Origin of the sequence: Mycobacterium sp. 1081908.1, assembly GCF_001673535.1 — a bacterium.
Taxonomy (GTDB): domain Bacteria; phylum Actinomycetota; class Actinomycetes; order Mycobacteriales; family Mycobacteriaceae; genus Mycobacterium.
The window spans coordinates 24,487-49,799 of the sequence record NZ_LZLY01000148.1 but is presented as its reverse complement, the minus strand read 5'-3'; the positions used below and the strand labels follow the sequence as shown (position 1 = coordinate 49,799).

Sequence of the window (25,313 nt, the reverse complement as noted above, 5' to 3'; positions counted from 1 at the left end):
CGCGCGCAAGAAGGCTCAGGTCGGCAGCCGGCGGTTGATCAGCAGGGCCGCCAACCCCGCGAGCGCCAGGACCAGCGCACCCAGCCGCAGCCAGCCCGCGCTCGCGTCGCCCTTGATCGTCTCGTAGCCGATCTGCTGTTGCAGCGACGCGTAGACGGCCTTCAGCTCGGCCAGGCTCGCGGCGTTGTACCAATTCCCGCCGGAGAGCTCGGCGACCTTCTTCATGGTCGAGTCGTCGACAGGAACGGGCTGGCGCTGGTCGTTGATCTCGACGAAGCCGTACGGCGTGCCGAACGAGATCGTCGAGATCGGCACGCCCTGGTCCTTGGCGGTGCGCGCGGCGGTGAAGGCGCCCTTGGGGTTGTCCGGGTTGGTCGGCATCGTCTCCTTGCCGTCGGAGAACAACACGATGCGCGCCGGCGGCGGCGTGTCGCCGCCGCCGATCACGGCGCCGACGGTGGCGATGGCCTGCAACGCGGTGAAGATGCCCTCGCCGGTGGCGGTGCGGTCGGCGAACTGGAGCTTGTCCAGCGCGTTCTTGGTCGCGTCCCGGTTGGTCGTCGGCGATACCAGCACGGTCGCGGTGCCCGCATACTCGATCAGGCCGAGGTTGATTCCCGGGGTCAGCTCGTCGGCGAACGCCTTGGCGGCCTCCTGGGCGGCCGCCATGCGGTTGGGCGGCACATCGGTGGCGCGCATCGACTGCGACACGTCGATCACCAGCATCACCACCGCGCGGTTGCGCGGAATCCGGACGTCGTTCGTCGGCCCCGCCATCGCGATCGTGAACAGCACCAGCGCCAGCACCAGCAGGATCGCCGGCACGTGACGCCACCGCGAGGGTCGTTGCGGCGCAACGCTTTCCAGCAGCTCCATGTTGGCGAACCGCAGCATCCGCCGCTGCCGCGCCAGTTGCAGCACGATGTACAGCGCGGCCAACCCGACCGCTGCGAACAGGAAAAAGAAAAACCACGCGTGCGCGAAGCCCGACAGCGTCATCGGGCCCAATAGGGGCAGTGTCACTGCCGGCCCGCCAGTGCCCCGCGCCGGCGGGACTCGACGAAGCGGACGATGTCGGCGATCCAGTCCCGGTCGGTGCGCAGCGTCAGCACCGGGGCCCCGCAGCTGCGGATGGTGCGGGACACCTCCGCGCGGTGCGCCGCCGCGGCCTTGGAGAAGTCGTCACGCAGCTGGGCGTCGATGGTGAATTCCCGGGTGACGCCGGTCTCGGCGTCCTGCAACACGACGTCGCCGATGTCGGGCAGCTCGACGTCGCGCGGGTCGAGCACCTCGATCGCGAGCACCTCGTGCCGGGCCGCGATCGCCCGCAGCGGGCGCATCCAGTTGATGGGGCCGAGGAAGTCGCTGATGATGACGGCCATACCGCGGCGGCGTTCGGGCCGGCGCAGCGCGTCGATCGCGGTCGCCAGATCGCCGCGCACCCCGACCGGCGCCTTGGGCGTCGTGGCGATGGTGCGCAACAGCGTCTGCTCGTGCTGGCGCCCGGAGCGGGCCGGGACCCGGGTGATGGTGGCGCCGGTGGCGATGATCGCGCCGAGCCGGTTGCCGCCGCCGCTGTTGAGGAAGGTGATCGCCGCCGCCGCGGCCACCGCCAGGTCGCGCTTCTCGCACACCGTGGTGCCGAAGTCCAGGCTGGCCGACATGTCGACCACCATCCAGGTCTCCAGTTCGCGGTCGGCGATCATCTGCCGGACGTGCGGGTGCATGGTGCGCGCGGTGACGGCCCAGTCCATCCGCCGGACGTCGTCGCCGGGCTGGTACTCGCGCGACTCCCCCGGCTCGCTGCCCGGCCCCGGGATCAGGCCGAGGTGATCGCCGTGCAGGACGCCGTCGAGCTTGCGTTTGACCGTGAGCTCGAGCTGGCGCAGCGCCGCCGACAGCTTCGGGTCGTCGATCTGCCCGCGCTCGAACGATGGCGGATGACGCACCGCCGGCTTCTGCGGATCAGTCACCGACCGCTGGCCGCCACGGTCTGCATCACCGGGGGAACCGAATGACCTTGCTGCGGAACGGCGTTCACCTGTGGCAGGGCCACGGTCTGCAGGATCCGGTTGATGACGATCTCCGGCGAGATCTCGTCGGCGAGCGCGTCGTAGGTGAGGATCAGCCGGTGCCGCAGCACGTCGGGGATGACCTCCACGACGTCCTGCGGGATCACGTAGTCGCGGCCCCGCACCAGCGCCAGCGAGCGGGCGCCGGCGATGATGCCCAGCGAGGCGCGCGGTGAGGCTCCGAACGAGACCCAGGTCTTGACGTCGTTCATGCCCAGCTGCTCGGGGTTGCGGGTGGCGGTCACGACGCGCACCACGTAGTCGACCAGCGCGTGGTGGACGAACACGTTGGAGGCGATGTCCTGCAGCCGCAGCAGGTCGCCGGTGTTCAGGATCTGCTTGGGCACCGGCGGCTTGACGCCCATCCGGTAGATGATCTCCCGCTCCTCCTCCGGCGTCGGGTAGCCGACGTTGATCTTGAACAGGAAGCGGTCCCGCTGGGCCTCGGGCAGCGGGTAGACACCCTCGTGCTCGATCGGGTTCTGGGTGGCCATCACCAGGAACGGGTTGGGCAGCGGGAACGTCTTGCCGCCGATCGACACGTGCCGTTCCTGCATGACCTCCAGCAGCGCCGACTGCACCTTCGCCGGCGCGCGGTTGATCTCGTCGGCGAGCAGGAAGTTGACCACCACCGGGCCGAGTTCGGTGTCGAACTCCTCCTTGCCCTGCCGGTAGATGCGGGTACCGATGATGTCGGTGGGCACCAGGTCGGGCGTGAACTGGATGCGCGCGAACGTCCCGCCGACGACGCGCGCGAAGGTCTCCACGGCCAGCGTCTTGGCCACGCCGGGAACACCCTCGAGCAGGACGTGCCCCTTGGACAGCAGGCCGACCAGCATTCGCTCCACGAGCTGGTCCTGCCCGACGATGATCCGTTTGACCTCGAAGATGGCCCGCTCCAGCGTGTGGACCTCGGCGGCCAGCCCATTGCCGCCGCCGGGGGGCGCCTCGTGGGCCGGAGGGCCGGAGGGAGCACCCTGGCCCGGGTAGCTGCTGGCGCCCGGGGGCGGCCCACCTGCTGATGTCATCAAGAACCCTCCACGCTCAAACGGACACGACTGCCGGGCAGCGACGTGCCCTGGACCAACTATTCCAGGCCTGCCGGTTTCCGTCGACGCTCGCCCAGCTGATGGCAGGCTGGCCCCTGCGATCAGTACTCGATGATCCTAGTCAGGAATGGCGTCATGCCGGGCTTGCGCACCGGGCTGACGGTGACCTTGCCGGCGAGGCTGGACGCCTCCAGCATCTGACCGTTGCCGAGGTACATGGTGACGTGCTGCCCGCCGTTCGGCCCGTAGAAGATGAGGTCGCCGCGCCGGGCCTGGTCCGGGGGAATGTGGCGGCCGGCGTTGTACTGGTCGCCGGAAAACCGCGGGATCAGCACCCCGACGCCGGCGAAGCCGTACCGCATCAGCCCCGAGCAGTCGAAGCCGTTGATGTTGGCGCCGTCGCCGACGCCCTTGCTGGGCCCGTCCAGCGATCCGCCACCCCACGAATACGGCACGCCCATCTGCGAACCCATCCGCTTGATCACGTACTCGATCGCCTGCCGGCCATAGACGCGCGGGATCTTGCCGCCGGGGTTGGTGGGGGGCGCCGCGGCGGGAGCCGGGTCGCCGCCGAGGTTGATCCCGAGCCCGCCGAGGAACTGCTTGCCCAGGTCCAGCGTGGTCTGGGTGGCCTGGGCGGTGGCCTGCAGCGAGGCGTTGGCGACGGCGAGCGGATCGCCCGGCGCGCCGGCGCTGATGGTTGCCGGCAGGGTGGGATCCCATTGGCCGGGGTCGGCACTGACCACGGGAGCCGGCGCGGCCACGGACAGCATCAGCCCGACCGTCATCGCGGTGATGCAGGCCAGGTTGATCAGGCGAAACCGGTTGCGGCGCATAGCTCCTCGTTCAGTAATCGATGGTCACCATTCGATGTAGCGGACCACGTACGGCGTCATCCCGCTGGTGCGCACGGGCGCGACGCGAACCTTCAAACCGATGTCGGGGGCCTCGAGCATCTGCCCCTCGCCGAGGTAGATCGTCACGTGCTGGCTGCCGCCCGGTCCGTAGAAGATGACGTCACCGCGGCGCATCTGCGACGTCGGGATCTTGCGGCCCAGGTTGTACTGCGAACCCGAGTAGTGCGGCAGCTTGATGCCCACGCCGGCGAACGAATACAGGACCAGACCCGAACAGTCGAAGCCGGTGATGCCCGCGCCTGAGTCGATGCCCTTGCTGGGCCCCGCCGCGTTGCCGCCACCCCACGAATACGGCACCCCGATCTGCGACATGCCGCGCCGGATCACGTACTCGGTGGCCTGGCGCCCGTACACCCGGGGGATGCGGCCGGCGGTGCCGCCGGGCGCCGCGTTCGTGATGCCGGTGTCGTCGGGCTTGAGGATGCCCAGCTGCTGCAGGAAGCTGCGGCCCATGCCCGCGGTGACCTGCGTCGACGTGGCCGAGATGCCCAGCACCTGGTTGATCACCGCGATCGGGTCACCCGGCACGTTGGCGCTGGGCACCATGGGCAGCGTCGGGTCCCACAGGCCATCCCACCGGCGGCCCCCGGCGGGCGGGGCGCCGGCCGGTGACCCCGGATCCCAGCGGTCGCCCGACAGCGGGACGGCGGGCGCACCGTGGCCCGCCGACCATTCGCGCTGGGCCGCTTCGAGTTTCGCCTGGGCCTGATCGCGCTCTGCGGCCAGGCGGGTGGCCTGCTCACGCTGGTCGTTGAACTTGCGCTTGGAATCGGTGAGCGCGGCCACCGCGGCGTCCTGGCTGGCCTTGGCGTCGGCCGCGGCCTTGTCGGCCTTCTGCTTGGCCAGCCGAGCGGCCGACTCCTTGTTCACCTGCTCGGTCCGGGCCCGCTGCAGCTTGTCCATCACCGCCTGGGAGCTCGCGGTCAGGGTCTCGGCGGCGCTCTCGGTCGCGATGATGTCTTCGGGGCTGGTCGCGGTCAGGTAGCTGCCCGACGGTCCGTTCATGTAGGTGGCCGCCGCGAAGGTGTTGAACCGGTGCTGGGCGGCGGCGATCGCCGCGTTGGCGTCCTTGACCGCCTGCCGGCTGGCCTCGACGTCGTGCTCGGCGGCGGTCGCGTTGTCCCGCGCGGTCTCCACGTCGACCAGGGCCTTGTTGACGCTTTCCTGCTCGGTCTGGATTTCGGCGGTCAGGTCCTCCAGGCGCTGGTTGGCCTTGGCCACGTTGGCGATCAACGCCGCCATGCTGTCGGCGGCGGGGTCGGCGTCGGCCAGGCCCGGGGTGCACACCAGCATTGCCACGCTCAGCACCGACGGAACGACCGGCCGGAGCAGCCTGGCGGCCGGTCGCGCAGACGATGCCCAGCGCGTACGTCTCATTCGGCAGGTCTCCTACGGCTCAACGCGGACGGGCGGCGCCAGGCAACGGCCTTTCTGAAAACGCCACAAACAACACGAGCACCATTTGCACCGTACGTCACATATGACGCGGTGGAAACGCTCGTCACAAACTGCACTCTTGACGTGCGTTTAATGTGACCGAACGGTGACCTGCGGTGTTTGCCGCGCGGAGCCGGCGCCGACGGCCCGATGGGGCGGCCCGCGCCGGATGCGCGTGTCAGACGCCCTTACGAGGCGCTGCCGGACGCTTCCGTCGTCGTCTCCGGCGCGCCCGCCGGCGTTGCTGCGCGCTTGGCGCGCAACTGCAGAAACCGGGTGCCCACGGCCGCCGCCAGAACCGCGATCAGCAGGAAGATAGTCAGGCCCGTCCAGGGGAACTCGGGCGTGTTCAGCTCGTGCAGGAAATGCTGCGCCGAGACGACCGGGTTGCCGGTCTTGGCGTTGTCCTCGCCGGCCTCGAGCGTGACGCGCGGGAACTGCGTGCTGTAGGTGCCGACGTAACTCGGGCTCAGCGTCAGGACGGTGGCGTCGTGATAGTCGGCGCCGACGACGGTGGAGATGTCGCGCAGCGGGGTGTCGTTCGGCGGGTTGTGGTCGAGCAGGACGATCTTGAGGTTGATGCCGTCGGCGTGCGCCTGGTTGACGACCTCGAGCAGCCCGGGCAGGGCCGCCGGGGACGCGCTGACGCCGTCGGCGGCGACCTGAGCCTTGATCGTGGTCATGTCGACGTCCACCGGAATGTAGAGCGGCAGAAACGAGTGCCCGGTCATGCCGACACTGTAGTGGGGCGTTCGGCGCGGATTCGCGGACCGCCGGGGGTTTAATCCCGCGCCACACGCGACAAGACTGGAACCGCGGGCACCCGCCGTAATACAGGACAAGCGTACTGTTAAAGTAGTACCGCACCGCCGACACGGCCCGTCGACGGAAGAACTTAATCATTGGGAGTTGAAGTGACTGATTCTGTGAACTCGTTCGGAGCCCGCGACACCCTCAAGGTCGGCGACAAGAGTTACCAGATCTACCGCCTGGATGCCGTCCCCAACACCGAGAAACTCCCCTACAGCCTCAAGGTCCTGGCCGAGAACCTGCTGCGCAACGAGGACGGCAGCAACATCACCAAGGACCACATCGAGGCCATCGCCAACTGGGATCCCAAGGCGGACCCCAGCATTGAGATCCAATACACGCCGGCCCGCGTGGTGATGCAGGACTTCACCGGCGTGCCCTGCATCGTTGACCTGGCCACCATGCGCGAGGCCATCGGCGACCTCGGCGGCAACCCGGAGAAGGTCAACCCGCTGGCCCCCGCCGACCTGGTGATCGACCACTCGGTGATCGCCGACCTGTTCGGCACCGCCAACGCCTTCGAGCGCAACGTCGAGATCGAGTACCAGCGCAACGGCGAGCGCTACCAGTTCTTGCGTTGGGGGCAGGGCGCATTCGACGACTTCAAGGTGGTGCCGCCGGGCACCGGAATCGTGCACCAGGTCAACATCGAGTACCTGGCGAGCGTGGTCATGGAGCGCGACGGCGTGGCGTACCCCGACACCTGCGTGGGCACCGACTCGCACACCACGATGGTCAACGGCCTCGGCGTGCTCGGCTGGGGCGTGGGCGGCATCGAGGCCGAGGCCGCGATGCTGGGCCAGCCGGTGTCGATGCTCATCCCCCGGGTCGTCGGCTTCAAGCTGACCGGCGAGATCCAGGCCGGCGTCACGGCCACCGACGTCGTGCTGACGGTGACCGAGATGCTGCGCAAGCACGGCGTCGTCGGCAAGTTCGTCGAGTTCTACGGCGAGGGCGTGGCCGAGGTGCCGTTGGCCAACCGCGCCACCCTGGGCAACATGAGCCCCGAATTCGGTTCCACCGCAGCCATTTTCCCGATCGACGAGGAGACCATCTCCTACCTGCGCTTCACCGGCCGCAGCGACGAGCAGCTGGCCCTGGTCGAGGCGTACGCCAAGGAGCAGGGCATGTGGCACGACCCCAAGCACGAGCCTGCCTTCTCCGAATACCTCGAACTGGACCTGTCCGACGTGGTGCCGTCGATCGCCGGGCCTAAGCGCCCGCAGGACCGGATCGCGTTGTCCGACGCGAAATCCACGTTCCGCGAACAGATTCCCAACTACGTCGGCGACGACCCCGACAAGAAGGACTACTCGAAGCTCGACGAGGCCGTCGACGAGACGTTCCCGGCGAGCGACCCGGGGGCGCTGGAGAACGGTCACGCCGACGACCACAAGCCGGTGGAGTCGGCCGCCAAGCACGCGAAGGGCCGGGTGAGCAGCCCGGTGACGGTCAAGTCCGACGAACTCGGCGAGTTCGTGCTCGACCACGGCGCGGTGGTGAGCGCCGCGGTCACGTCGTGCACCAACACCTCCAACCCCGAGGTGATGCTGGGCGCGGCGCTGCTGGCGCGCAACGCGGTCGAGAAGGGGCTGGCGGCCAAGCCGTGGGTGAAGACAACGATGGCGCCCGGCTCCCAGGTGGTCCACGACTACTACGACAAGGCCGGCCTGTGGCCGTACCTGGAGAAGCTCGGCTTCTACCTGGTCGGCTACGGCTGCACCACGTGCATCGGCAACTCCGGGCCGCTGCCCGACGAGATCTCCAAGGCCATCAACGACAACGACCTTTCGGTGGCGGCCGTGCTGTCGGGCAACCGGAACTTCGAGGGGCGCATCAACCCCGACGTGAAGATGAACTACCTGGCGTCGCCGCCGCTGGTGGTCGCCTACGCCCTGGCCGGCACCATGGACTTCGACTTCGAGAAGGAGCCCCTCGGCAAGGACGAAGACGGCAACGACGTCTTCCTCAAAGACATCTGGCCGTCGCAGAAAGACGTCTCGGACACCATCGCCTCGGCGATCAGCCAGGAGATGTTCACCAAGAACTACGCCGACGTGTTCAAGGGCGACGAGCGCTGGCGCAACCTGCCCACCCCCAGCGGCAACACCTTCGAGTGGGACCCGGATTCGACGTATGTGCGCAAGCCCCCGTACTTCGAGGGCATGTCGGCCGACCCGGCGCCGGTCTCCGACATCTCCGGGGCCCGGGTGCTGGCGCTGCTGGGCGATTCGGTGACCACCGACCACATCTCCCCGGCCGGCAGCATCAAGCCGGGCACCCCCGCCGCCCAGTACCTCGACGAGCACGGCGTGGACCGCAAGGACTACAACTCCTTCGGCTCGCGGCGCGGCAACCACGAGGTGATGATCCGCGGCACGTTCGCCAACATCCGGCTGCGCAACCAGCTGCTCGACGACGTCGCCGGCGGCTACACCCGCGACTTCACCCAGGACGGCGGCCCGCAGGCGTTCATCTACGACGCGGCGCAAAACTATGCGGCACAAGACATTCCGCTGGTGGTGCTGGGCGGCAAGGAATACGGATCGGGTTCGTCGCGCGACTGGGCGGCCAAGGGCACGCTGCTGCTGGGCGTGCGGGCGGTGATCGCGGAGTCGTTCGAGCGCATCCACCGCTCCAACCTGATCGGCATGGGCGTCATCCCGCTGCAGTTCCCGGAGGGCAAGACCGCCGAAGACCTGGGGCTGGACGGGACCGAGGTGTTCGACATCACCGGCATCGAGGCGCTCAACGACGGCAAGACGCCGAAGACGGTAAAGGTCAAGGCCGCCAAGGACTCCGGCGACCCGATCGAGTTCGACGCGGTGGTGCGCATCGACACACCCGGCGAGGCCGACTACTACCGCAACGGCGGCATCCTGCAGTACGTGCTGCGCAACATGCTCAAGTCCGGCTAACGCGGGCCGCCGGTGCCAAAAGTCAGCGAGGACCATCTGGCGGCTCGCCGCCGCCAGATCCTCGACGGTGCCCGCCATTGCTTCGCCGAATACGGCTACGACAAGGCGACGGTGCGTCGGCTGGAGAAGGCGATCGGGATGTCGCGCGGCGCGATCTTCCATCACTTCCGGGACAAGGACGCGTTGTTTTTCGCGCTGGCGCACGAGGACGCCGAGCGGATGGCGGACGTGGCGTCCCGCGAGGGCCTGATTCAGGTGATGCGCGACATGCTCGCCGCGCCCGACCAATTCGACTGGCTCGCGACCCGGCTGGAGATCGCGCGCAAGCTGCGCAACGACCCCGTGTTCAGCCAGGGCTGGGCGGAGCGTTCCGCGGAGCTGGCGGCGGCGACGACGGATCGGCTGCGCCGGCAGAAGGAGGCGCACCGGGTCCGCGACGACGTTCCCGGCGACGTGCTGCAGTGCTACCTGGAACTGGTCCTCGACGGCCTGGTGGCCCGGCTGGCGTCCGGCGAGGATCCGCGCCGGCTCTCAGCGGTCCTCGACCTGGTGGAAAAGTCGGTGCGGCGCAACGACTCTGGGCGTAGCGCCACTGCGAACAAGGGGATGTAATTTCGCAGTGACGCTACGCCCGTGCGGACTGGCGCCGGGCCGAGGTGTGGTTGGGGCCGCCGCGGCCGCGCAGCGTGGTGCCGGACTCGAGGAGCATGCTGTGAACCGATCCGTACGACCGGCCGGTGGTGGCCACCAGGTGGCGGATGCTGGCGCCGCCCTCGTACGCGTTGCGCAGTTCGTGCAACACCTGCTCGCGCGTCTTCTTCGGCCATTTCACTGCGCTCTTCAACGTCCCCTCCATGCTCCGGGCTCGATCCCCAAGCACATAGAGTAGGAAGCCGCCGTCGGCCGCGGGCCGATTTGGCGAAATCACGCCAGTTCGATGAGATCCCGGTAGTCGTCGGACCAGTAGTCCTCGGTGCCGTCGGGCAACAGCACGACGCGTTGCGGGTCGAGGGCCTCGGCCGCGCCCGGGTCGTGGGTCACCAGCACCACCGCGCCCAGGTAGCTGCGCAGCGCGTCGAGCACCTGTTCGCGCGACGCGGGATCGAGGTTGTTGGTGGGTTCGTCGAGGAGCAGCACGTTGGCCGTGGAGGCCACCAGGCCGGCGAGCGCGAGCCGGGTCTTCTCCCCGCCGGACAGGGTGCCCGCCGGTTGGTCGAGCTGCGGACCGCTGAACATGAACGCGCCGAGCAGGCCGCGCAGCTCTTGCTCGCCCGACTCGGGCGCGGCGTGCCGGATGTTTTCCCAGACGGTCGCGTCGTTGTCGAGCGTGTCGTGCTCCTGCGCGAAATACCCGATGCGCAAACCATGTCCGGGCTCGAGTCCCCCGCTGTCGGGGGTTTCGACGCCGGCCAGCAGGCGCAGCAGGGTGGTCTTGCCCGCGCCGTTGAGCCCCAAGACGACCACGCGCGAGCCGCGGTCGATGGCCAGATCGACACCGCTGAACACCTCGAGTGAGCCGTACGACTTGGACAGCCCCTTGGCGACCAGCGGCGTGCGCCCGCACGCGGCCGGGGTGGGGAATTTGATCCGGGCCACCTTGTCGGCGACCCGTTCCTCGTCGAGCGCCGCCATCATCCGATCGGCGCGGCGCAACATGTTTTGCGCCGCAACGGCTTTGGTGGCCTTGGCGCCCAGCTTGGCGGCCTGGGTGCGCAGCGCGGCGGCCTTGCGCTCGGCGTTGGTGCGTTCCCGGCGGCGACGCTGCTCGTCCGTCGCCCGGGCGTCCAGGTACTTCTGCCAGCCCATGTTGTAGACGTCGACCTCGCCGCGCACCGCGTCCAGGAACCACACCCGGTTGACGACGTCGGCCAGCAGCTCGACGTTGTGGCTGATGAGCACGAGCCCGCCGGTGTGCGCCCGCAGGAAATCACGCAGCCAGCCAAGCGAATCCGCGTCGAGGTGGTTGGTCGGCTCGTCGAGCAGCAGGGTCGTCGACGAGCCCGCCCCGCTGTCGGAGGCGGCGAAGAGAATGCGCGCCAGCTCCACGCGCCGTCGCTGCCCGCCGGACAGCGTGCGCAGCTGCTGCGTCAGCACCCGGTCGGGCAGGCCGAGACTCGCGCAGATGCGGCCGGCCTCGCTCTCGGCGCCGTAGCCGCCCAGGGCCACGAACCGCTCCTCCAGCTGGCCGTAGCGGCGGATCGCGCGATCCCGGGCGTCGTCGTCGGCGACCTCGGCCATCAACGCCTGCTGCTTCTCCAGGTCGGTGAGCAGGACGTCCAACCCGCGCGCCGACAGCACCCTGTCGCGGGCCAGCACGTCGAGATCGCCCTCCTTGGGATCCTGTGGCAGGTAACCGATTTCGCCGATCTGGGCCACCGATCCCGCGTAGGGCTGGCTCTCCCCCGCCAGGATGCGCAGGGTCGTCGTCTTGCCCGCCCCGTTGCGGCCTACCAGCCCGATGCGGTCACCGGGCTGCACGCGCAGGTCCGGGCCGTCGGGTGAGAGCAGAATGCGCGCACCAGCGCGGACCTCGAGGTCCGTGGCCGTGATCACATCTACTCCTGCTGGGGCTATTTTTCGTCGGTGAAAACCGGCGGCCGCTTCTCCGCGCGCGCGGCAACCGCTTCCTCGAAGTTGGCGGTGAGCAGGCGGACGAAGAGCTGTCCTAGGCCTTCGGCTTGCATGTGCCCTTCCAGGCTACCGGCGTCGAGTCCACTCCACAGCGTGCGCTTGGTCAACTCGGTTCCCGGCCGCGAGAACGCCGCTATCCGCGCGGCGATCGCGTAGCAGGTGTCCAGCAGCTGGGCGTCGGGCACCTGACAGGACACCAGCCCGATGCGCTCGGCCTCCTCGGCGCTGACGTCGCGGCCGGTGAGCATGATCTCGAACGCGCGCGACGACCCGATCGCCCTGGGCAGCAGGTAGGAGAGGCCCAGTTCGCTGGCGGTCAGGCCGTTGTTGATGCCCGCGGCCCGGAAGTAGGCGCTGGTGGAGGCCACCCGGATGTCGGCGGCCAGCGCCAGGCACAACCCGCCGCCGATGGCGGGGCCGTTGACCGCGGCGATCACCGGTTGGTGCAGCCGGCGCAGGCCCAGGATCACGTCGTCGAGCAGCTCCATCGAGCGCAGCGCGTAGGTCGGCCGGGTCAACCCGGCGACGTGGGGCACCGTGCCCGCGGACTTGTGATCGGCGCCCGAGGAGAACCCGCGGCCCGCCCCGGTCAGCACCACGACGCGCACGGAATTGTCGTAGGTGACCTGCTCGAGGGCCTCTTTGAGCGGCACCATGACGTCGAACGCCATGGAGTTCATCCGTTCGGGCCGATTGAGGGTTATCAGCGCGACGCCGGGCCGCGGTTGCTCTACCAGTACCAGACTCACCCGTGAAAGGTAGCGTGCCGGACCGCCCGGGGCTCAGACGTGGCCCATGCCGGTGGTCATCAGGCAAATCCCCAGCACCGCCACCACGACGCCGAGGACCGCCCGCCTGCGGGCCCGCACCCAGTCGTGCACGCGCGCCATCATCGCGCCGGTCCTCGTCGGGGCCGCCAGGTGGCACACCAGTGGGACCTCGGCAAACGCCAGGCCGACCAGCGTGTAGGCCGCCGCCGCGCTGACCTGGGTGCCCAGGGCGGCCCCGGAGGCCAGGATCACGGTGAGCGCCGCCAGGTAGCGGAAGTCGGTCGTTATGCCCACCCCGACCAGGAAGGTGATCCACGGCGGGCCGGCCTGCAGCGCTTGCAGGGCGCGCGTCGACAATCGCGAGAACGCCGTGGGTTCGGCCTGGTGCAACGCAGGCCCGGGGGGCACCGCCACGGGTCGGCGCACCGAGAAACCGATCGTGATCGCCGCGGCGACCACCAGGGCGAGCACGCCCATCGCGATCTGAATCCGGCCCGCCGTGGAGCTCGAGGCGGCGACCTCCAGGCGGCCCATGGCCCCGAGGACGACGTCGTGCAGCCCAACGAGCGCGCCCAGGGCCAGCGCCACGCCGACCGCCACCCCGCCCAGCCACAGGGCAAAGAGATGGAGCACCGGCCGACGGCGCGAAAACAGCAGCAGGGCGATGCCGATCCGTCCCGGGTCCACCCCCGCGACCAGCGCTAACGCCAGCACCGTGCCCCACATGCGCGCGACTCTACCGCGAGCGGGAGGGGTCTCGTTCGCACTTCCGGGCGATTGAACCGCGGCCGCGCGGCTCGCGTTCGGCACGCGACCGTACGTTAAATGTCGTTCAAACGCCCCACGGCGCTTGGTTTGGTCTGCTATCTTTAGCCACCATTGGGCGCGTGTCAGCTACGCCCGTTGGGACGTCTTGCGCGGGCGACAGTAGCAGGGGCATCGGCGCGCAAATGTGCTGTCCCGCAACCGGATCCGACCAATGGAGGCAGGAACGCCGTTCGGCAAAGCAATGGTAGAGCTATGAATCCGCTGTGTCCAGGCGATGAAGCAGACTAGGGAGGGAATGTGTTCATCCCAGGGGAAGAGGCGTTCGGGGCCATCCACGATTGGTTGCCGGACCCGGGGGCGGTCGTGTGCTGGCATCCATCGCCCGCCACGCTCACCAAGGTCCGGCAAGCCCCGGTAAGCGCTGTTCCGGCCAGCCACCAGCAGGCCCGTCACCTGCGCAATTTCGTTGACCACGCGGGGCGTGGGGTGGACATGTCGCGGCTGTGCATCGGCAGCTGGGACATGCCCGGCCGGTGCGACATCCGGGTGCTGACCTACGTCATCAACGCGCACCTTCGCCGGCACGACACGTATCACAGCTGGTTCGAATTTGCCGACGGCGACCGGATTCTGCGACACACCGTTCGCAATCCCGCCGATATTCAATGCGTTCCGATCAAACATGGCGACATGACGCCGGAGGATTTTCGCGAGCACATCGTGTCCACGCCGAGCCCGTTGGAGTGGGATTGCTTCCGCTTTGCGGTAATTCAGCGCGCGGATCATTTCACCTTCTGCTTCAGCATCGACCATCTCTATATCGACGCGCAGTTCCTCGGTGCGATACGCATGGAGCTGTACCTGATGTACACCTCCCTGCTGGCCGGCGGGGCGCCGCCGTCCCTTCCCACCCCGGGCAGCTACGAGAAGTACTGCGTCCAGCAACACGAGTACACGTCGGAGTTGACCCTGGACTCCCCGCAGGTGCAGGCCTGGGTCGACTTCTTCGAACAGAACAATGGCACCCTGCCGGAATGCCCGGTGTCGCTCGGCGACGGGTCGGGGGCCTGCGACCTGATGTTCGTCCGCCTGATGGACGAACAACAGACGGCCGATTTCGAATCCGCGTGCATAGCGGCGGGCGGCCGTTTCAGCGGCGGCGTGTTCGCCGCCGCGGCCCTCGCGCAATACGAATTGACCGGCGCCGAAACGTATTCCGGGCTGGTGGCGTGCGACACCCGCAGCTCCCGGGCCGAGTTTCTGACGATCGGGTGGTTCACCGGCTTTGTCCCGATCACCATCCCCGTCGGGTCATCGTCGTTCGGTGCCGCCGTGCGGGCCGCGCAGCAGTCGTTCGATGCGGGCAAGGCCCTGGCGAACGTGCCGTTTTCGCGCGTGCTGGAACTGGCGCCGTGGCTGAGGATGCCACAGGGGCGCGTTCCCTTGCTGTTCCACCTCGACGCCAGCAGCCCTCCCCTGTCCACCATTGTCAAGTCGGAATGGGGCGGTTCCAACATCAAGATCCATCACGACGGCGGGGTTCCGGCTCGATTCGATTTGCGCGTCAACCGGTACGAGAAGGAAACGCACGCCATGGTGTTCTTCCCCGACAATCCGGTCGCCCGGGAGTCGGTTGCGCGTTACCTCGAGACGCTGAAATCCATCTACCTCCGCGTGGCCGAGGGCCGCGGCGGGGCACCGCTGTGGGATGTCGCCGCGCTGCAGCGGCAACTGGTTTAGGCCCGGTCGGACTGGGTGGCCTCGGCCGCTTCGATGTCGAAGGCCTTGATTTGCTGAACCAGGTCCTCCAGGGCGGCCGGCGGTAGCGCACCGGCCTGGTTGAAGAGCAGCTTGCCCTTCTTGAAGGCCATCAGCGTGGGGATGGACCTGATCTGGGCGGCCGCCGCGAGCTGTTGCTCGGCCTCGGTGTCGACCTTGGCGTAGACGATGTCCGGGTGCTCCTCCGAGGACGCCTGGAACGTCGGGGCGAACTGGCGGCACGGGCCGCACCAGGAGGCCCAGAAGTCCACCAGCACGATGTCGTTGGCCTCGATGGTCTCGTTGAACTGCTCGGCAGTGAGATCGCGTGTTGTCACAGAGCACTTAACGCCGGTAACCGACGCGATGTTCCCGGGGGCTCTGGCCGTACTTACGGTTGCGTACGTTTTCCCACGTCCGACAGACTTGGCGCTGATTCAATCGGGCGGGAGGGGAATCCGTTGGGGCACTACATCGCCAACGTCCGCGATCTCGAGTTCAACCTGTTCGAGGTCCTCGGACTGGGCGCCGTGCTCGGCGCCGGAAACTACACCGACCTCGACGAGGACACCGTTCGGACGATCCTGGCCGAGGCCGCGCGCCTCGCGGAGGGGCCTGTCGCGGAGTCCTTCGCCGCCGCCGACCGCAACCCGCCGGTGTTCGACCCCGTCGAACACAAGATCAGCGTGCCCGACGAGCTGGCCAAGACGGTGCGCGCGATCAAGGAGGCCGGGTGGTGGCGGCTGGGCCTGGCCGAGGAGATCGGCGGCATGCCGGCACCGCGCGCGCTGGCCTGGGCGGTCAACGAAATGATCCTGTGCGCCAACCCCTCCGCGAACTTCTTCAACTTCGGCCCGTTCATGGCCCAGGCGCTCTACGAGGAGGGCAACGAGCAGCAACGGCAGTGGGCCGCGGTCGGTGTGGAGCGCGGTTGGCAGGCCACCATGGTGCTCACCGAGCCCGACGCCGGATCCGACGTCGGGGCGGGCCGCGCCAAGGCCATCGAGCAACCCGACGGCACCTGGCACATCGAGGGCGTCAAGCGGTTCATTTCCGGCGGCGACGTGGGCGACACCGCCGAGAACATCTTCCACCTCGTGCTGGCCCGGCCGGAGGGCGCCGGACCGGGCACCAAGGGGTTGAGCCTGTTCTACGTGCCCAAGTATCTGTTCGACCCCGAGACGTTCGAACTCGGTTCCCGCAACGGCGTTTTCGCCACCGGGCTGGAACACAAGATGGGCATCAAGTCGTCGCCGACGTGCGAACTGACCTTCGGCGACGGCGACGTGCCCGCCGTCGGCTACCTCGTCGGCGACGTGCACAACGGGATCGCGCAGATGTTCACCGTGATCGAGCAGGCCCGCATGACGATCGGGGTAAAGGCCGCGGGCACCCTGTCCACGGGCTACCTGAACGCGCTGGCCTTCGCCAAGGAGCGCGTGCAAGGAGCCGACCTCACCCAGATGACCGACAAGACCGCGCCGCGGGTCACGATCATGCACCACCCCGACGTGCGTCGCAGCCTGATGACCCAGAAGGCGTACGCCGAGGGCCTGCGGGCGCTTTACATGTACGCCGCCGCGCATCAGGATCCCCATGTGGCGCAACGGGTTTCGGGCGCCGACGCCGACATGGCGCACCGCATAGACGACCTGCTGCTACCGATCGTCAAGGGGGTGAGCTCGGAGCGGGCCTACGAGATCCTGACCGAGTCGCTGCAGACGCTGGGGGGCTCGGGCTTCCTGAGCGACTATCCGCTCGAGCAGTACATCCGCGACTCCAAGATCGATTCGCTCTACGAGGGCACCACCGCCATCCAGGCGCTCGATTTCTTCTTCCGCAAGATCGTTCGCGACCACGGCCAGGCCCTGCAGTTTTTGGTGGCGCAGATCAGCAGCACCGTCGACGCCTGCGACGAGGCGCTGAAACCGCAGGCGGAGCTGGTGCAGGCGGCGCTCGACGACGTCACCGCGATGACGGGCGCGCTGACCGGCTATCTGATGTCGGCCACGCAGCACCCGACCGAGATCTACAAGGTGGGGCTGGGATCGGTGCGCTACCTGCTGGCGGTCGGCGACCTGCTGATCGGCTGGCGGTTGCTGGTGCAGGCCGGTGTCGCCCATGCCGCGCTGGCCGACGCTTCCGCGAGCGACGCCGGCTTCTATCGGGGCAAGATCGCGACGGCGTCGTTCTTCGCCAAGAACATGCTGCCCAGGCTGAGCGCGCAGCGCAGGGTCCTCGAGTCCATCGACGACGACATCATGCGGGTGTCCGAAGACGCGTTCTGAGACTCACAGTTCCGGCACAGCTCGAGCGGGTACACCTTTCGTGGTCCAGCTCACGAATGGGGAAAACGTTGATACCAGCAACCCGCCTCGCCATCCTCGCCGTCACCGGAGCCGCCGCGCTGTCCGTCGCCGCCTGCGGTTCGTCGAATCAATCCAGCCCGACGTCGACGTCCACGTCCACGGTGACCTCGACCGCCACCTCGCAGGCACCGCCCCAGGGCGAGGCCAAGGTCAGCGGCCTGATCGCGTCGGTGGCGGGCAACTCGATCCGCGTCACCAAGGACGACAACAGCAGCGCCGCCGTGAACTTCACGTCCACCACCAAGGTCACCGAGGTCGCTCCGGCCACGCTGAGCGACGTCACCCAGGGCAGCTGCGTCACCGTGCGGCCCACCAAGGAGGTCCAGACCGGGCAGCCCACCACCGCCGCGTCGGTCCGGGTCAGCCCCTCCGTCAACGGCACCTGCCCCCCGGCCAAGGGATCCGGGCAGGGTTCCACCACCCCGCCGCCCTCCGGTTCGCCGTCGCCGGCGCCCGCCAAGCCGAAGCCGCTGGCGGGCTCGGTCGCCTCGGTGACCGGTAACACCATCACCGTCGCGGGCACCGACGCCAGCGGTAACAGCACGCAGACGCCGGTGACGGTCGACGACCAGACCAAGTACTCGAAGCTGGCGACCGCCACTCCCGACGCGATCGCGCAGGGCAAGTGCGTCACCGCGCGCGGCAGCCTGGACAACGGCGGCACGCTGCAGGCGACGAGCATCAACGTGCGGGCGGCGGTCGACGGGAAGTGCCCGGGCAAGCCGCGCGGGTGATCCTGGTTACGGGACGGTGAATGCCTGGGTGCGAGCGGGTACCCCGCTCGGACCCGCCTCACGATCGGAGCCGCGTCGATGCCTGCCAGGACAGTCAAGCCGCGACTGGCTCAGATCGCGCTTGTCGCGGTCGTCGCATTCATCGCGTTGAGCGTCGCCATGTGCCACTCGGGCGGCACGGCGAGCAACACCGGCAGCACCGGAAAACCGACCGTGACGGCGATCCCGCGCAGCCCCGCGGCCGGCCAGCCACCCCCGCCGCTCCCCGCGCCGCCCCCCGCCGCCAAGGACTACGTCGAGGGACTGGTCCAGTCGGTGTCGGGCGGCACCATCGGGCTCAGGACGCGGACCGGATCGGCCACCGTGGACTTCACGCCGCAGACCAGGGTCGTCGAGACCACGCCGGCCCAGCTGGCCGACGTCACCCCCGGCAGCTGCGTCAACGTGCGCGCCACCCCGCAGAGCGCGCCCACCCCGGGCGCCGTCACCGCGCAATCGGTGACCGTCACCCCCGCCGTCGACGGCAAGTGCCCGCCGCCCGCCGGCTTCTACGGCACGGTCAGCTCGGTCTCCGGTAACACCATCGCCGTCAGCGGGATCGGCGCGCAACCGACGCCCACGAACGTGACGGTCGCGAACACGACGACGTATCGGAAGCAGACGGCTTCAGAAGCCGGGGCGATCACGAACGGGAAGTGCTTGGGGGCGCAGGGAACTCAGGACGCCGGGGTGCTGCACGCGATGACGATCAGCCTGGAGGCCTGCCCGCCGATGGGTCACCCGCATCATCACCTGCATCTGCCCCACCTCCCCTTCCATCTGTGACCGGAAGGGCGGGGACTAGACGGTGAAGCCGAGCGCGCGCAGCTGCTCGCGCCCGTCCTCGGTGATCTTGTCGGGGCCCCAGGGCGGGTTCCACACCCAGTTGATCCGCAGGTCGTCGACCAGGCCGCTGCCCACCAGCGCGCTGCGCGACTGGTCCTCGATGACGTCGGTCAGCGGGCACGCCGCCGACGTCAACGTCATATCGATCAGGGCGACGGTTCCCTCGTCGCCCTCTTCGACGTTGAGGCCGTAGACCAGCCCGAGGTCGACGACGTTGATGCCGAGTTCGGGGTCGACGACGTCGCGCATCGCCTCCTCCACGTCGGCGAGGAACTCGTCGCTCGGTGCGGTGGTTTCGCTCATTTTTGGTCCTCCTCAACACCCGCACTCGCCTGAGCGAGTGCGTCCTTGAAAGCCATCCATCCGAGCAGCGCGCATTTCACCCGCGCCGGATACTTGGCGACTCCCGCGAACGCGACCCCGTCGCCCAACACGTCCTCGTCGCCCTCGATGGTGCCGCGCGAGGACACCATCTCGCTGAACGCGGTGAGGGTCTTCAGCGCCTCGCCGACGCTGCGGCCGATCACCTGCTGGGTCAGCACCGACGTGGACGCCTGGCTGATCGAACAGCCCTGCCCGTCGTACGAGACGTCGGTGACGGTCTCGCCGTCGTCGGACAGGGCGATCCGCAGGGTGATTTCGTCACCGCACACCGGGTTGACGTGGTACACCTGTGCGCCGTACGGCTCCCGCAGCCCCCGGTGCTGCGGATGCTTGTAGTGATCGAGGATCACGTCCTGATAGATCTGCTCGAGACGCAACGTCAGTCTCTCCCAAAGAAATCCAGCGCGCGTCGCACGCCGGCCACCAGTCGCTCGACCTCGTCGCGGGTGTTGTAGACCGCGAACGACGCCCGCGCGGTCGCCGCCACGCCGAACCTGCGGTGCAGCGGCAACGCGCAGTGGTGCCCCACCCGCACCGCGACGCCGTCGTCGTCGAGCACCTGGCCGACGTCGTGGGCGTGCACGCCGTCGACGACGAACGCCACCGGCGAGCCCCGGTCCTCCGTCGACGTCGGGCCGACGATACGCAGACCGTCGATGCCGGACAGGCCGTCGATGGTCGCGGCCACCAGCTCGCGTTCGTGGGCCTGGACGGCGTCCATGCCGATGGCGCCGAGATAGCGTGCGGCGGCGGCCAATCCGACGACCTGGGAGGTCATCGGGGTGCCGGCCTCGAAACGCTGCGGCGGCGCCGCGTAGGTGCTGACCTCCATGGCCACCGTCTCGATCATCGACCCGCCGGTGAGGAACGGGGGCGCGGCCGACAACAGCTCGCCGCGCCCGTACAACACGCCGATCCCGTTGGGGCCCAGCATCTTGTGGCCGGAGAACGCCGCGAAGTCGACGTCGAGCGCGTGGAAATCGACCGGCCGGTGCGGCACCGACTGGCAGGCGTCCAGCACGGTCAGCGCGCCCACGGCCTTGGCGCGGCCGACCAGCTCGCCGACCGGTGCGAGCGCGCCGGTGACGTTGGAATGATGGCTGAACGCAACGACTTTGACCCGCTCGTCGAGTTGCAACGAGTCGAGATCGATGCGCCCGTCGTCGGTCACGCCGTACCAGCGCAACGTCGCTCCGGTGCGCCGGGCCAGCTCCTGCCACGGGACCAGGTTCGCGTGATGCTCGAGCTCGGTGGTGACGATGACGTCGCCGGGCCCGACGGCGTGCTGGAAACGATTGTCGCCCAGCACGTACGACACCAGGTTGAGCGCCTCGGTCGCGTTCTTGGTGAACACCAATTCGTCGGCGTCGGCGCCCACGAAGGCGGCGATGTCGGACCGGCCCTGCTCGTAGGCGTCGGTGGCCTCCTCCATCAGCTGGTGCGCGCCGCGATGCACCGCGCCGTTGGAGTTCAGCAGGAACTCCCGCTCGGCGTCGAGCACCTGCAGCGGACGCTGCGAGGTCGCGCCGGAATCGAGGTATGCCAACTGATTTCCCCCGCGCATGATGCGCTTGAGGATCGGGAAATCGGCACGGACGGCCGCGACGTCCAGCATGGTCAGGCCCCGGTGGCCGCCGCTTGGGAGAAGCGCACGTAGCCGTTCTGCTCGAGCTCGTCGGCCAGCTCCGAACCGCCGGACTCGGCGATGCGGCCGCCCACGAACACGTGCACGTACTCCGGATGGATGTAGCGCAGGATGCGGGTGTAGTGCGTGATCAGCAGGATCCCGCCGTGCTCGGTTTGGGCGTAGCGGTTCACGCCCTCGCTGACCACTCGCAGGGCATCGACGTCCAGCCCGGAGTCGGTCTCGTCGAGGATCGCGATCTTGGGCTTGAGCAGTTCCAGCTGCAGGATCTCGTGGCGCTTCTTCTCGCCGCCGGAGAAGCCCTCGTTGACGCTGCGCTCGGCGAAGACGGGGTCGATCTCGAGGGACGTCATCGCGCCCTTGACCTCTTTGACCCAGTGGCGCAGCTTCGGGGCCTCGCCGCGGACGGCCGTCGCGGCCGAGCGCAGGAAGTTCGAGACCGAGACCCCGGGGACCTCGACGGGATACTGCATCGCCAGGAATATCCCGGCACGCGCGCGCTCGTCGACGCTCATCGCCAGCACGTCCTCGCCGTCCAGCGTGATCGACCCGGAGGTGACCCGGTACTTGGGGTGGCCGGCGATCGCGTAGGACAGCGTCGACTTCCCGGACCCGTTCGGACCCATCAGGGCATGCGTCTCACCGGATTTCACCGTGAGGTCCACGCCCTTGAGGATGGGGATCTCGCGCTCCCCCTCGGCGGCGTTCGGGTCGTCGACGCTGACGTGCAGGTCTTTGATTTCTAGTGTCGTCATGGGGTTGTGGTCTTCTCCGTGATGGCCAGTTCGGTTTCAATGGCTGCGGTCAGGCGTTCGCGCACCTCGGGCACGGCGATCTTGGAGATGATCTCCCCGAAGAACCCGCGGATCACCAGGCGGCGGGCCTGGTCCTCCGGGATGCCGCGCGAGCGCAGGTAAAACAGCTGTTCGTCGTCGAAACGCCCGGTGGCGCTGGCGTGTCCGGCGCCGGCGATCTCGCCGGTCTCGATCTCGAGGTTGGGCACCGAGTCGGCGCGCGCCCCGTCGGTGAGCACCAGGTTGCGGTTCACCTCGAAGGTGTCGGTGCCGGTGGCTTCGGCGCGGATCAGCACGTCGCCCACCCAGACGGTGTGGGCGTCGGGCAGCGCGGAATCCGGATCCCCTTGCAGCGCACCCTTGTACAGCACGTTGGAGCGGCAGTCGGGCCGCGCGTGGTCCACCAGCAGCCGCGACTCCAGGTGCTGGCCGTCGTCGGCGAAGTACAGGCCCAGCAACTCGGCGTCGCCGCCGGGTCCGGAAAACCGCACGTTGGCCGACATCCGCACGACCTCACCGCCCAGCGTGACGGTGACGTGGCGCAGCACCGAGTCCTTGCCCAGCCGGGCGTGGTGCGCGCTCACGTGCACCATGTCGTCGGCCCAGTCGGCGATCCACACGACGGTAAGCCGGGCGGCGTCGTCTACGACGAATTCGACGTTGTCGGCGTAGGTTCCGCCGCCGCGCTGGTCGATGACCAGCACCGCCTCGCCGAGCTCCTCGACGCGGATCTGCAGGTGCCCGTAGGCCACCGCGCCCTCGCCGGGCCCGGTGATGGTGACGTTGATCGGCTCGGCGATCCGGGTGTCGCGGCCGACGGTGACCACGGTCGCGGCGTTGAACGACGAAAACGCCTGGGCGGCAACCCGATCGGCGGGGGGGCCGCCCTGGCCGAGCCGCTCGTCGCCGCGGCGGACGGTCTCGACCCGGACGCCGGGCCGCTCGGCCACGTCAATTCCCGCCCGGCCGGTGGCGTTGGCGGAGCCGTCGTGCAGCCCGCGCAGCCGCCGCAACGGGGTGAACCGCCACAGCTCGTCGCGGCCGTGCGGAACCTCGAACGCGTCGACGTCAAAGGAGGCGAACAGCTCTCCCTTGTTGAGCGCAGCCGTCATCCGACCGCGCCCTCCATCTGCAGCTCGATCAGCCGGTTGAGCTCCAGCGCGTACTCCATCGGCAGCTCTTTGGCGATCGGCTCGACGAAGCCGCGCACCACCATCGCCATCGCCTCGTCCTCGGTCAGCCCCCGGCTCATCAGGTAGAACAGCTGGTTCTCGCTGACCTTCGACACGGTGGCCTCGTGGCCCATCGTGACGTCGTCCTCGCGGATGTCGACATAGGGGTAGGTGTCGCTGCGGCTGATCGTATCGACCAGCAGCGCATCGCATTTCACGCTCGAGCGTGACCCGTGCGCTCCCTTGTTCACCTGCACCAGGCCGCGGTAGGAGGTGCGGCCGCCGCCCCGGGCCACCGACTTGGACACGATGTTGCTCGACGTGTTGGGCGCCAGGTGCAGCATCTTGGCGCCGGTGTCCTGGTGCTGGTCCTCGCCGGCGAACGCCACCGACAGCACCTCGCCCTTGGCGTGCTCGCCGGTCATCCAGACCGCCGGATACTTCATGGTCACCTTCGAGCCGATGTTGCCGTCGACCCACTCCATGGTGGCGCCGGCCTCGGCGCGGGCCCGCTTGGTGACCAGGTTGTAGACGTTGCCCGACCAGTTCTGGATGGTCGTGTAGCGAACGCGCGCATGCGGTTTCACGATGATCTCGACCACCGCCGAGTGCAGCGAGTCCGACTTGTAGATCGGCGCCGTGCAGCCCTCGACGTAGTGCACATAGGAGCCCTCGTCGGCGATGATCAGGGTCCGCTCGAACTGGCCCATGTTTTCGGTGTTGATCCGGAAGTAGGCCTGCAGCGGGATGTCGACGTGCACGCCCGGCGGCACGTAGATGAACGAGCCGCCGCTCCACACCGCGGTGTTCAGCGCGGAGAACTTGTTGTCCCCCGCCGGGATCACGGTCCCGAAGTACTCCTTGAAGATCTCGGGGTGTTCCCGCAGGCCGGTGTCGGTGTCCAGGAAGATAACCCCTTGGGCCTCAAGGTCTTCCCGGATCTGGTGGTACACCACCTCGGACTCGTACTGCGCCGCGACGCCGGCCACCAGGCGCTGCTTCTCGGCCTCGGGGATGCCCAGCCGGTCGTAGGTGTTCTTGATGTCCGCCGGCAGGTCGTCCCACGTCGCGGCCTGCTTCTCGGTGGAGCGCACGAAGTACTTGATGTTGTCGAAGTCGATGCCTCCCAGGTTGGAGCCCCAGTTCGGCATCGGCTTGCGCTCGAAGATGCGCAACGCCTTGAGCCGGGTCTGCAGCATCCACTCGGGCTCGTTCTTCTTCGCCGAGATGTCGCGCACCACCGCCTCCGACAGCCCGCGCTGCGCGCTGGCGCCCGCGACGTCGGAGTCCGCCCAGCCGTAGCCGTAGCGGCCCAGGGAGGCGATGGCCTCCTCCTGCGTCAGCGGCGCGGCCGCGATCTTGTCGGCCTCTAGGGTCATAACGACGCTCCTTCGATGCTGGTGGTCTTCCGGCGCGGGCTGGGCGCCGTCGAGACGGGAACAGTGAGTGGCACGTGGGTGGTGCAGGCGCAGTTTCCGTTGACGATGGTCGCCAACCGCTGCACGTGGGTTCCGAGCACCTCGGCCATGGCCTGCTGCTCGGCTTCACACAACTCGGGGAACTCCTCGGCGACGTGCGACACCGGGCAGTGGTGCTGGCAGATCTGCACGCCGTGGATCGGCCCGCCCACCCGGGTCGTGGTGGCGACGTAACCGGCCTTGGTCAGCGCGCCGGCCACCCGCTCGGCGGCGGCCTCGACCGCGGCGTCGTCGGGGCTGTCGGCCGCCTGGACGCCGGCCAGGATCGCGTCGATGCGCCGCCGGGCGAACGTGCGGACGGCGTCCTCGCCGCCGATCTCGCGCAGCTGGCGCATGGCCGCCGCCGCCAGGTCGTCGTAGGCGTGGTCCAGCTTGGCCCGGCCGGCCCCGGTCAGCCGGAAGCGCTTGGCGGGGCGCCCGCGGCCCACCTGCTGCCACGGCTCGGCGGCTACCGACTCGGCGTCGCCCGCCTCGATCAGCGCGTCGAGGTGTCGCCGCACGCCGGCGGCAGTCAGGCCGAGCCGGTCACCGATCTCGACGGCGGTGATCGATCCGGATTCCAGCAGCAGGCGCACGATGGCGCGCCGGGTGTGACCATCCGGCACCGCGGCGCCGACGGGAGCCGCGGGCGCCTCGTCGAGGCTGGTTCGGATTTTCACAACACCAGTGTGGCGCAATTCCGGGGATCGGTCCAGCGAGGGTGAGGAATGCCATCTTCGGCA

General features: G+C 68.7%; 23 protein-coding genes and 1 pseudogene. 6 read left to right on the top strand and 18 right to left on the bottom strand.

The window, feature by feature from the left end; translation table 11 throughout:
- Window positions 1-15 precede the first annotated feature (15 nt).
- The 6 genes from A5655_RS24340 to A5655_RS24315 all read right to left on the bottom strand — a co-directional run bounded on the left by A5655_RS24340 (window position 16) and on the right by A5655_RS24315 (window position 6,206).
- Window positions 16-1,023: a VWA domain-containing protein gene (locus A5655_RS24340; protein WP_067014756.1), complete on the bottom strand. Its 1,008-nt coding sequence runs from the start codon at window positions 1,021-1,023 to the stop codon at window positions 16-18.
- The gene (locus A5655_RS24335) at window positions 1,020-1,973 is read right to left on the bottom strand and encodes a DUF58 domain-containing protein (RefSeq protein ID WP_067014753.1); all 954 of its coding nucleotides are present in this window, start codon (window positions 1,971-1,973) and stop codon (window positions 1,020-1,022) included. Before A5655_RS24335 ends, A5655_RS24340 begins: the two co-directional genes overlap by 4 nt.
- Complete coding sequence (locus A5655_RS24330) at window positions 1,970-3,100, bottom strand: MoxR family ATPase (protein WP_067014750.1); 1,131 nt, start codon at window positions 3,098-3,100, stop codon at window positions 1,970-1,972. Before A5655_RS24330 ends, A5655_RS24335 begins: the two co-directional genes overlap by 4 nt.
- 122 nt (window positions 3,101-3,222) lie before the next feature.
- A complete protein-coding gene (gene ripB, locus A5655_RS24325; RefSeq protein WP_067014747.1) occupies window positions 3,223-3,957 on the bottom strand; it encodes an NlpC/P60 family peptidoglycan endopeptidase RipB in 735 nt (244 codons plus the stop codon).
- Window positions 3,958-3,981: 24 nt separating this feature from the next.
- Complete coding sequence (gene ripA, locus A5655_RS24320; RefSeq protein WP_067014745.1) at window positions 3,982-5,415, bottom strand: NlpC/P60 family peptidoglycan endopeptidase RipA; 1,434 nt, start codon at window positions 5,413-5,415, stop codon at window positions 3,982-3,984.
- Between the two features lie 248 nt (window positions 5,416-5,663).
- Window positions 5,664-6,206 (bottom strand): DUF6676 family protein, encoded by a 543-nt coding sequence (locus tag A5655_RS24315; RefSeq protein WP_067014742.1) that lies wholly within the window; start codon window positions 6,204-6,206, stop codon window positions 5,664-5,666.
- A 183-nt stretch (window positions 6,207-6,389) separates the two neighbouring features.
- Between A5655_RS24315 and acnA the strand changes: the two genes are divergently transcribed.
- Together acnA and A5655_RS24305 are read left to right on the top strand one after the other, a co-directional pair.
- The gene (acnA, locus tag A5655_RS24310) at window positions 6,390-9,203 is read left to right on the top strand and encodes an aconitate hydratase AcnA (RefSeq protein WP_067014739.1); all 2,814 of its coding nucleotides are present in this window, start codon (window positions 6,390-6,392) and stop codon (window positions 9,201-9,203) included.
- A gap of 12 nt (window positions 9,204-9,215) precedes the next feature.
- A complete protein-coding gene (locus A5655_RS24305) occupies window positions 9,216-9,815 on the top strand; it encodes a TetR/AcrR family transcriptional regulator (protein ID WP_067014736.1) in 600 nt (199 codons plus the stop codon).
- A gap of 13 nt (window positions 9,816-9,828) precedes the next feature.
- On the opposite strand, the gene A5655_RS24300 is transcribed toward A5655_RS24305, so the two are convergent.
- The 4 genes from A5655_RS24300 to A5655_RS24285 all read right to left on the bottom strand — a co-directional run bounded on the left by A5655_RS24300 (window position 9,829) and on the right by A5655_RS24285 (window position 13,330).
- Window positions 9,829-10,035, bottom strand: a complete 207-nt coding sequence (locus tag A5655_RS24300) for a helix-turn-helix domain-containing protein (RefSeq protein ID WP_067014732.1) — start codon at window positions 10,033-10,035, stop codon at window positions 9,829-9,831.
- 92 nt (window positions 10,036-10,127) lie between these two features.
- On the bottom strand, window positions 10,128-11,756 hold the full coding sequence (locus A5655_RS24295; protein WP_067014729.1) for an ABC-F family ATP-binding cassette domain-containing protein: 1,629 nt from the start codon (window positions 11,754-11,756) through the stop codon (window positions 10,128-10,130).
- A gap of 17 nt (window positions 11,757-11,773) precedes the next feature.
- Entirely contained in the window at window positions 11,774-12,583 is an 810-nt protein-coding gene (locus tag A5655_RS24290; protein WP_067014726.1) for an enoyl-CoA hydratase, read from the bottom strand.
- A 33-nt stretch (window positions 12,584-12,616) separates the two neighbouring features.
- The gene (locus tag A5655_RS24285) at window positions 12,617-13,330 is read right to left on the bottom strand and encodes a GAP family protein (protein WP_067014723.1); all 714 of its coding nucleotides are present in this window, start codon (window positions 13,328-13,330) and stop codon (window positions 12,617-12,619) included.
- A gap of 339 nt (window positions 13,331-13,669) precedes the next feature.
- Here A5655_RS24285 and A5655_RS24280 point away from each other — a divergent pair, with 339 nt between their 5' ends.
- A complete protein-coding gene (locus A5655_RS24280) occupies window positions 13,670-15,112 on the top strand; it encodes a condensation domain-containing protein (RefSeq protein WP_082978862.1) in 1,443 nt (480 codons plus the stop codon).
- Here the strand turns inward: A5655_RS24280 and trxA are convergent.
- Entirely contained in the window at window positions 15,109-15,468 is a 360-nt protein-coding gene (gene trxA, locus A5655_RS24275) for a thioredoxin (RefSeq protein WP_067014720.1), read from the bottom strand. The two genes, A5655_RS24280 and trxA, sit on opposite strands and share 4 nt — an antisense overlap.
- Before the next feature lie 123 nt (window positions 15,469-15,591).
- Between trxA and A5655_RS24270 the strand changes: the two genes are divergently transcribed.
- The 3 genes from A5655_RS24270 (at window position 15,592) to A5655_RS24260 (ending at window position 19,058) form a co-directional block, all read left to right on the top strand.
- On the top strand, window positions 15,592-17,418 hold the full coding sequence (locus A5655_RS24270; RefSeq protein WP_067014717.1) for an acyl-CoA dehydrogenase: 1,827 nt from the start codon (window positions 15,592-15,594) through the stop codon (window positions 17,416-17,418).
- A gap of 68 nt (window positions 17,419-17,486) precedes the next feature.
- Entirely contained in the window at window positions 17,487-18,233 is a 747-nt protein-coding gene (locus A5655_RS24265) for a DUF5666 domain-containing protein (protein WP_231999263.1), read from the top strand.
- Between the two features lie 78 nt (window positions 18,234-18,311).
- Window positions 18,312-19,058 (top strand): DUF5666 domain-containing protein, encoded by a 747-nt coding sequence (locus A5655_RS24260; protein ID WP_067014714.1) that lies wholly within the window; start codon window positions 18,312-18,314, stop codon window positions 19,056-19,058.
- A gap of 15 nt (window positions 19,059-19,073) precedes the next feature.
- Here A5655_RS24260 and A5655_RS24255 read toward each other — a convergent pair whose 3' ends face one another.
- The 7 genes and pseudogenes from A5655_RS24255 to A5655_RS24225 all read right to left on the bottom strand — a co-directional run bounded on the left by A5655_RS24255 (window position 19,074) and on the right by A5655_RS24225 (window position 25,286).
- The gene (locus tag A5655_RS24255) at window positions 19,074-19,421 is read right to left on the bottom strand and encodes a metal-sulfur cluster assembly factor (protein ID WP_067014712.1); all 348 of its coding nucleotides are present in this window, start codon (window positions 19,419-19,421) and stop codon (window positions 19,074-19,076) included.
- Window positions 19,402-19,885, bottom strand: a pseudogene (gene sufU, locus A5655_RS24250) (Fe-S cluster assembly sulfur transfer protein SufU); the annotation flags it as partial. The pseudogene sufU and the gene A5655_RS24255, both read right to left, overlap by 20 nt.
- Window positions 19,882-21,117, bottom strand: coding sequence for a cysteine desulfurase (locus A5655_RS24245; RefSeq protein ID WP_067014706.1), 1,236 nt, complete (start codon window positions 21,115-21,117; stop codon window positions 19,882-19,884). The pseudogene sufU and the gene A5655_RS24245, both read right to left, overlap by 4 nt.
- A gap of 2 nt (window positions 21,118-21,119) precedes the next feature.
- A complete protein-coding gene (gene sufC / locus A5655_RS24240; protein WP_067014703.1) occupies window positions 21,120-21,902 on the bottom strand; it encodes a Fe-S cluster assembly ATPase SufC in 783 nt (260 codons plus the stop codon).
- Complete coding sequence (gene sufD / locus A5655_RS24235) at window positions 21,899-23,053, bottom strand: Fe-S cluster assembly protein SufD (RefSeq protein ID WP_067014700.1); 1,155 nt, start codon at window positions 23,051-23,053, stop codon at window positions 21,899-21,901. The genes sufC and sufD overlap by 4 nt, the downstream gene beginning before the upstream one ends.
- On the bottom strand, window positions 23,050-24,492 hold the full coding sequence (gene sufB / locus A5655_RS24230; RefSeq protein WP_067014697.1) for a Fe-S cluster assembly protein SufB: 1,443 nt from the start codon (window positions 24,490-24,492) through the stop codon (window positions 23,050-23,052). Before sufB ends, sufD begins: the two co-directional genes overlap by 4 nt.
- Window positions 24,489-25,286 carry a metalloregulator ArsR/SmtB family transcription factor gene (locus A5655_RS24225; RefSeq protein WP_082978861.1) on the bottom strand — a complete coding sequence of 266 codons (798 nt, stop codon included), beginning with the start codon at window positions 25,284-25,286 and terminating at the stop codon, window positions 24,489-24,491. The genes sufB and A5655_RS24225 overlap by 4 nt, the downstream gene beginning before the upstream one ends.
- Window positions 25,287-25,313: the final 27 nt, after the last annotated feature.

Bases quoted from the DNA above. Each gene is read 5' to 3' on its own strand.
- A5655_RS24330 (WP_067014750.1), bottom strand. From the start codon at position 3,100: ATGACATCAGCAGGTGGGCCGCCCCCGGGCGCCAGCAGCTACCCGGGC.
- ripB (WP_067014747.1), bottom strand. From the start codon at position 3,957: ATGCGCCGCAACCGGTTTCGCCTGATCAACCTGGCCTGCATCACCGCG.
- ripA (WP_067014745.1), bottom strand. From the start codon at position 5,415: ATGAGACGTACGCGCTGGGCATCGTCTGCGCGACCGGCCGCCAGGCTG.
- A5655_RS24315 (WP_067014742.1), bottom strand. From the start codon at position 6,206: ATGACCGGGCACTCGTTTCTGCCGCTCTACATTCCGGTGGACGTCGAC.
- A5655_RS24285 (WP_067014723.1), bottom strand. From the start codon at position 13,330: ATGTGGGGCACGGTGCTGGCGTTAGCGCTGGTCGCGGGGGTGGACCCG.
- A5655_RS24260 (WP_067014714.1), top strand. From the start codon at position 18,312: ATGCCTGCCAGGACAGTCAAGCCGCGACTGGCTCAGATCGCGCTTGTC.
- A5655_RS24255 (WP_067014712.1), bottom strand. From the start codon at position 19,421: ATGAGCGAAACCACCGCACCGAGCGACGAGTTCCTCGCCGACGTGGAG.
- A5655_RS24245 (WP_067014706.1), bottom strand. From the start codon at position 21,117: ATGCTGGACGTCGCGGCCGTCCGTGCCGATTTCCCGATCCTCAAGCGC.
- sufC (WP_067014703.1), bottom strand. From the start codon at position 21,902: ATGACGACACTAGAAATCAAAGACCTGCACGTCAGCGTCGACGACCCG.
- sufD (WP_067014700.1), bottom strand. From the start codon at position 23,053: ATGACGGCTGCGCTCAACAAGGGAGAGCTGTTCGCCTCCTTTGACGTC.
- sufB (WP_067014697.1), bottom strand. From the start codon at position 24,492: ATGACCCTAGAGGCCGACAAGATCGCGGCCGCGCCGCTGACGCAGGAG.